3 protein-coding genes and 3 pseudogenes are annotated in these 6,421 nt (G+C 44.8%); 1 reads left to right on the forward strand and 5 read right to left on the reverse strand.

The features are described 5' to 3' along the window. Positions 1-153: 153 nt before the first annotated feature. Together CDG76_RS01485 and CDG76_RS01490 are read right to left on the reverse strand one after the other, a co-directional pair. Positions 154-822: a dienelactone hydrolase family protein gene (locus CDG76_RS01485; RefSeq protein WP_094347339.1), complete on the reverse strand. Its 669-nt coding sequence runs from the start codon at positions 820-822 to the stop codon at positions 154-156. A gap of 304 nt (positions 823-1,126) precedes the next feature. Continuing rightward, a pseudogene (locus tag CDG76_RS01490) lies at positions 1,127-1,345 on the reverse strand (amidohydrolase family protein); the annotation flags it as partial. Positions 1,346-1,406: 61 nt separating this feature from the next. Here CDG76_RS01490 and CDG76_RS01495 point away from each other — a divergent pair. Beyond that, positions 1,407-2,502: pseudogene (locus CDG76_RS01495) on the forward strand (IS630 family transposase). Here CDG76_RS01495 and CDG76_RS01500 read toward each other — a convergent pair. From CDG76_RS01500 to CDG76_RS38070, 3 genes and pseudogenes are all read right to left on the reverse strand, one after another. After that, positions 2,435-3,850: an amidohydrolase family protein gene (locus CDG76_RS01500; protein WP_223265097.1), complete on the reverse strand. Its 1,416-nt coding sequence runs from the start codon at positions 3,848-3,850 to the stop codon at positions 2,435-2,437. The pseudogene CDG76_RS01495 and the gene CDG76_RS01500 overlap by 68 nt on opposite strands. A gap of 245 nt (positions 3,851-4,095) precedes the next feature. Continuing rightward, positions 4,096-5,460 carry an LLM class flavin-dependent oxidoreductase gene (locus CDG76_RS01505; protein ID WP_094347340.1) on the reverse strand — a complete coding sequence of 455 codons (1,365 nt, stop codon included), beginning with the start codon at positions 5,458-5,460 and terminating at the stop codon, positions 4,096-4,098. Positions 5,461-6,203: 743 nt separating this feature from the next. Next, a pseudogene (locus tag CDG76_RS38070) lies at positions 6,204-6,421 on the reverse strand (hypothetical protein); the annotation flags it as partial.

Genomic DNA, 6,421 nt, shown 5'->3' on the forward strand with positions numbered 1-6,421 from the left:
ATTCAACTGAATTTTGCCGAAAAAGTTCGGTTTAGACTTGAGAAGAAGCATTATGTTCATGATTCTAGAAGATATTAATATATTGTTATGTTAGGTAGGCAGGACGCTGCCTACCCCACTGAATATTGCAAGTTAGTTTTTGAACATTTCACCTCAAGCAACTACAGAAATTTCACGACGGTTCTGGGAAATTAACCATTGTTGTAACTTCGGATCGCCGTATACTTCATCTGCAATAAAATGATCGCCTTCCGGTAGCACTGTCAAATCGACTTTCCCCCCGACTTTGCGTAAGCGCTCAACAAAATTCTCTATATCCTCAATCGGCAGATTTTTGTCCTGTCCACCTTGGAATATCTGAACGGGAATGTTTTTGAGTGCAGCTAGTTCGCTTTCTGCTAATGTTTTGGGTACACGTCCAGACACAGGTACTAAACCTGCGAAGCGATCGGGATGCAAAGGAGCGATATGCCAGATTCCCGCCGAGCCTAAGCTGAACCCAGCCAATATCACCCGTGCTGGATCGACAGGCTGAGAAACGATCAGTTCATCAAGCAAAGTAAGCACATCATCTGCTCGATCTGCCCAAGTCTGTTCAGCCGGAATCTGGGGTGCAGCAAAGACATAAGGTAAGGAGTCGGATAAATCCACGAAACGAGGTAGACCCCATTTCAGCAGCACATTCAAATCTGTGCCGCGATCGCGTCCTCCATGCAGAAACAGTACTAAGGGTGCAGGTTGCTTGGCATTGTCAGAAAGAGGCGAGAAAAGATAAGGCAAGGAACCATTACTGGTGTCGTGAGAGCGTTGTTCAACTGGCATAGTTGTGACTCCTAATTTATTTGGGCATTGGGCATGGGGCGAATGGCACTAAGTTAATCGCAAAGCCCTGATATAACAAGATTTTTGAGTGTGGGGAGAGTGGGAAGTGTGGGAGGTGTGGGGAGGGTGGGGAGAAAGAGGAGAAATTGAATAACTGCACATCAATGAACGCTGCATTGCCTCCCACACCCCCCACACCTCCCACACCCTGCCAGCAAGGAGGTTTCAGCTTTTCTTAGTGCCATTCGGGCATGGGGCATTGATTATTTCTCCTCATCTCCTCCCCACGCCCTCATCTCGGCTTTTACGCCACCACTAGGTTTTTATCAACTTGTTTAAATTCGGTGTTACTTACCTTTGATTCGATCGCTGTACCCTTAAAGAAATCGGGGTTAGCTTGGGTGTAAAACTTGTAGGGATTAGCGAATACATAGAATTTGAAGTCGGCTTCGGAAATAACGCCTTCTTGCACGAGATCCCAGCTTTCAGCCAAGGGGGAAGTTAAGTCTGGCACATCCCAGTGATATGATGTCCGGCAAATTACCCATAATATAGAGATAGGTGCATGAAATGGTGCGATCGCAATGCCAAAAATCATAAAAATTGAGCCACATCTGAGTTTGGAAGATTTAGAGACAGGTTATCGCAAAGCCAAAGAACCAGTATTGCGGACGCATTACCAAATAATTTGGCTGTTAGCAAAAGGTATAAGCACACAAGAAGTAGCAGCAGCCACAGGCTATAGCCGTAGTTGGATTTATGAGTTGGTTTGGGGTTACAACCGCAGCGGATTTGAAACTTTGGGAGACCAAAGGATCTTAAATCAAGGAAGTAGTAAACCACTTTTAGACGATGTACAGCAAGCGTTACTATGGCAGGCATTACAAGAGCCACCAGCAGAAGGGGGGCAATGGAATGGTAGGAAGGTTGCTGACTGGATTGCTGATTTAATTGGTCGTCCTGTGAGTCGCCAACGAGGATGGGAATATCTCAAACAAATGCGTTTTCGTTTAAGAGTTCCCCGACCAGAACATACAGAATCAAGCCTTGAGGAACAGGCTGATTGGAAAAAAAAATTTACAGACCAAAGTCGAACAAATACAAACACAAAACCCAGAATCCGACGTAGAAGTATGGGCGCAGGATGAACAGACGCTCGAAGACTCGCTAACGCTTCGCTATCGGGTTGGTTTGAAGCCAGTAATTCGACGCATCTGGGTTGATGAATGGACAGTACCCACAGCAAATGTAAACTGGCGTTTTAAGTGGTTATGGCTTTATGCCTTTGTTCATCCACACTCAGGTCAAACATATTGGTGGATTCTGCCCTACGTTAACATTCAATTATTTAACAAAGTACTTGCAGATTTTGCTCAACACTTTAACATTGGTGAGAAAAAACAGGTAATTTTAGTTGTTGACCAAGCAGGCTGGCATTCCAGCGCTAAAGTAAAGATTCCACAAGGTATACACTTGGAGTTTTTGCCTTCTCATTCTCCAGAATTACAACCGGCAGAGCGTCTGTGGACACTTACAAATGAACCGATTGCTAATCGGAGTTTTGAAAATCTTGACGAGGTTGAGGAGATATTAATTCAACGTTGTCGTCAAATTATTGACCAGCCTGATTTTGTACATGGTTTAACCAATTTTCACTGGTGGCCTGAACTAACGGCTTAATTATGGGCAATTTGCCGGACATGATATGACCAACATCGGAGGAATAAATGGCGTTGATTTTGACTCCCAAAGGATTGGCTTTGTCGTTGAATGCCGTAGCGATCGTGCGATCGTCGGACTCGGAACCAAAGAAGAAACTATTCACCCAGCGATCGCGGATGTCTTCAATTGTTTCAATACCTGCGGCTGCAAAATCATCCAATTCGCTACCAATCGGCGCACGGCTATGACGGCTGAATGAAGCTCCTAGTACAGTCTTGGTCAATTCATCCTTATCGAGGGAATGTCCTTGAGTAACTTCTGCACCGTAGCGCTCAAATATTTCAAACAACTCATCGGCATTCGTCAACGCTGGATTGTAGTTTTCCAGTGCCTTGATATTGCGCTTCAAGAACCGATCTACCAAATGGATGTAGACACGCGCACCCCAATCTGCGCCACCTTCCAGCATTGCTACGCGCAACTGGGGAAAACGCTTAGTAACACCGCCGAAGAACAGCGCTTTTGCAAATGCTTCCGAACCATCGGCGAAGTGACCGATATGGTTGTTCATGTAGTTACTAATGGAGGAGCGTCCAGTCCAACCCTGACTGCCGTAATGGGTGGTTACGGGTACGCCAAGTTCCACGACCTTTGCCCAGAAAGGATCATAGTCGTATTCACTATCTAGTCCGTAAAAGTCGATATAAGAAGCATACTTGGCGATTTCGGGGAATTTATCAGCTGGATATTTATCAGCGATCGCTTTGATTGGCCGTTTCACGCCGCCAGTGATATTAATCACCTTTAAGCCCAGTGTTTTCACAGCAAATTCTAGCTCCTCAATGCCTTCTTGGGGAGTAGTTAATGGGATACCAGCTACCGGTGTCAAGCGATCGCTATATTTCCGGTAGATATCAGCATGATAGTGATTGACTGCACGTTGTAGTGCTTGACGATTCTCTGGGCTAGCTCCAGCCGGTGCTAAAACATTGTTGGGAAACAGCACCGAATAATCCGAGCCTTGCTCTGCCTGACGCTCATAGAGCAATCCGGGGAGGGTATAAGTAGCGAGATCCAATGTGTTTTTGGTAACTCTAGCCCACCAAGGCGATCGAATTGTCCGGTTGTATTGACGTTCTTCAGGAGTTTGTTGATACCAGTCTTTACCGTTGCTCTTGGAGTTAAGACGGGAAGCTTCAGTCTTGCGTAACTCATCTACAAGTTTCACACCGCCGTACTTAGCGATGTAATCCTCAAAAGCTGGCGTGAAATCATTGGTATGAACATCGGTGTCGATTACTGGATAATCAAGGGTTGCTCTGATTGCAGCAGAGCGTGAGGTCTTCAATCGGCTATATTCAGTCATGTTTTTTCCTTGCCTACGGCACAAAAATTACAGAGTTTTTCAGCATCCAATGCTGCTATTGACAAATACATTTCTTGTAGAGACGGCGATTTATCGCGTCTCTCTCTCCACAATCGCGTCTCCCTACGATTTTCTGTAAGGCGGCGATCTACAGAAAGTACGCTTTAAAAGGTATGACATAAGCATCCGTGAAAAATTCATTTTCGCTACAGCACTATAAACACAGTGCAGATATGAAAAGTCATTTACGCCAACACCAATCTTTCATTTAGTTGTTTAGCAGCAAAACGATTGGCCGGACGAGGCAATCCCAGGTTTTCGCGCAAAGTATTACCTTCGTATTCAGTACGGAAGAGTCCACGTTTTTGAAGGACGGGAACGACTAGGTTAACGAATTCATCCAATCCTGTGGGAAGGATTGGCGGCATGATATTAAAGCCATCGGCTGCACCGTTGTTGAACCATTCTTCTAGTTGGTCAGCAATGGTTTCGGGAGTACCGAGTATGGTGCGATGACCTCGTGCAGTAGCAAGAGAGAGATACAACTGACGCAGCGTGAGAGTGCCACGAGTAGCCAAATCTCTGACTAGTTTGAGACGACTTTTGTTAGTGTTGGTGTCGCTAGGTAGTTCGGGAGCTACATCATCTAAAGAATATTTCGACAAATCCACACCCTTGTAATAGTTCTTTAAAATCCCCCAGGCGACATCAGGATGGATTAACGATTGCAAGAATTCGTACTTCTCTTGAGCTTCTGATTCGGTACGGCCAATGATTGGGAAAGCACCAGGCATAATTTTTAGATCGTCTGGCGATCGCCCATATTGTGCTAGCCTACCTTTGACATCAGCATAAAATTCCTGGGCATCAGCTAGGGTTTGATTGGCGGTGAAAATCACCTCGGCAGTGCGTGCAGCTAAGTCCCGTCCCGATTCGGAGGCTCCAGCCTGAACAATTACCGGATAACCTTGGGGCGGACGACCGACGTTTAAAGGGCCTTTTACAGAGAAATATTTGCCTTGATGGTTGAGTGTATGTACTTTATCTGGATCGAAATAAATACCAGACTCTTTGTCATGGATGAAAGCATCGTCTTCCCAACTATCCCATAGACCTTTCACCACTTCCACAAACTCTTCAGCTCGTTCATAACGCTGGCTGTGTTCTGGGTGATGCTCTAGTCCGAAGTTACGTGCAGCATTCTCATTGCCTGTGGTGACTACATTCCACCCCGCCCGGCCTTTACTCAAGTAGTCTAGGGAAGCAAACTTACGTGCCAGGGTGTAGGGTTCTTCATAAGTGGTCGAAGCGGTGGAAATAAAGCCGATTTTTTGGGTTACAGAGGATAAGGCTGAGAAGAGGGTGACAGGCTCAAAATGGGCAATTTTACCATTGCGATGCTGAGTTTCTGGAGCGCCGCCCCAGACTCCTGGACTATCTGCCAAGAAAACTGCATCGAATAACCCACGTTCAGCAGTTTGGGTAATTTCCTTATAATGCTCGAAATTCAGTCCAGCATCTGCTTGTGAATCGGGGTGTCGCCAAGCAGAAACATGGTGTCCGGTAGCTTGAATGAATGCACCTAAACGAATTTTGCGTGTTGTACTCATGCTTTTTTATTTTCTTAAAATTGCCTTAGCAGTAGCTCTATGGTTGGTATCGCTGATTTGTATATAGCTGAATCGGCACGAAGAAAAAGTGAAACCTCGCCTTTGCCAGGGTGTAGGGTGTTGGTGTAGTGCTAAGAGACATTGCATTTGAGAGTGTGAAACCTAGCTCTACTCTTCTTAATTCCCTACACCCCAAAAGTAGTAATCTCAAGGGTTAGCACTTTTATTCGTGCCATTGGTATATGGCTACGTCAGTACTGAATTTAATCATGGAACGCTCTCTAGCAACTAAGCTTACCGTTCAGTTACAAAAAACAGGGTGTGGGGTGTAGGGTGTAGGTTTAAAAATAAAAAACTAAAGTTTATGAGTTTAAAGCTCATTTAAGAAAAAGATGTGTTTCCAGACGCGCAGCGCGAGAAATACACCGTCCAAGTTTTCAATCTCACGTTTTTAAACGTTGGTTCCCGAACCTGCAAACCTATCCCCTATACCCTCTGAACTAATAATTGCTCAAAAATCAAATAACCGAATTGTAAGCAAGTTTAATAGCACAGCAGAATTAGGAATTCTGCTGCTTGGTGCTCGAATTACCATAAATTTATCTAGTAATTTTACCCAGCAGATATGAGCCTATACGATAAATACAAAAAAAGATGTGTTGACAATCACAATCTCATGAAAAACTAATTATTAGTTTCACTAATATTAAGTATTGCAAACTATTCGTTTGCGGAGTATATAGTTATGTATGATGCCCAAAGCTTGTTAGATAATACTCTAGGTTGGCTTCACCTCTCCCCACGACTAGAAACTGAGGGTTTTCACTCTGGCAATCATTGAGAATAGACACCAATGTGGCAAAACTGTTCGCACGCCTGAAGGCAACAAGTTTCTCAATGTCATCTTCTCGAAAAGCATTTGGGATGTATAGCAGGGGACTGGGGACTGGGGACTGGGGAC

This window comes from Nostoc sp. 'Peltigera membranacea cyanobiont' 210A (assembly GCF_002246015.1).
In the GTDB taxonomy this organism is placed as follows: domain Bacteria; phylum Cyanobacteriota; class Cyanobacteriia; order Cyanobacteriales; family Nostocaceae; genus Nostoc.

Excerpts from the sequence above, each read along its gene's own strand:
- CDG76_RS01500 (WP_223265097.1), bottom strand. The coding sequence starts at position 3,850 with ATGACTGAATATAGCCGATTGAAGACCTCACGCTCTGCTGCAATCAGA.
- CDG76_RS01485 (WP_094347339.1), bottom strand. The coding sequence starts at position 822 with ATGCCAGTTGAACAACGCTCTCACGACACCAGTAATGGTTCCTTGCCT.
- CDG76_RS01505 (WP_094347340.1), bottom strand. The coding sequence starts at position 5,460 with ATGAGTACAACACGCAAAATTCGTTTAGGTGCATTCATTCAAGCTACC.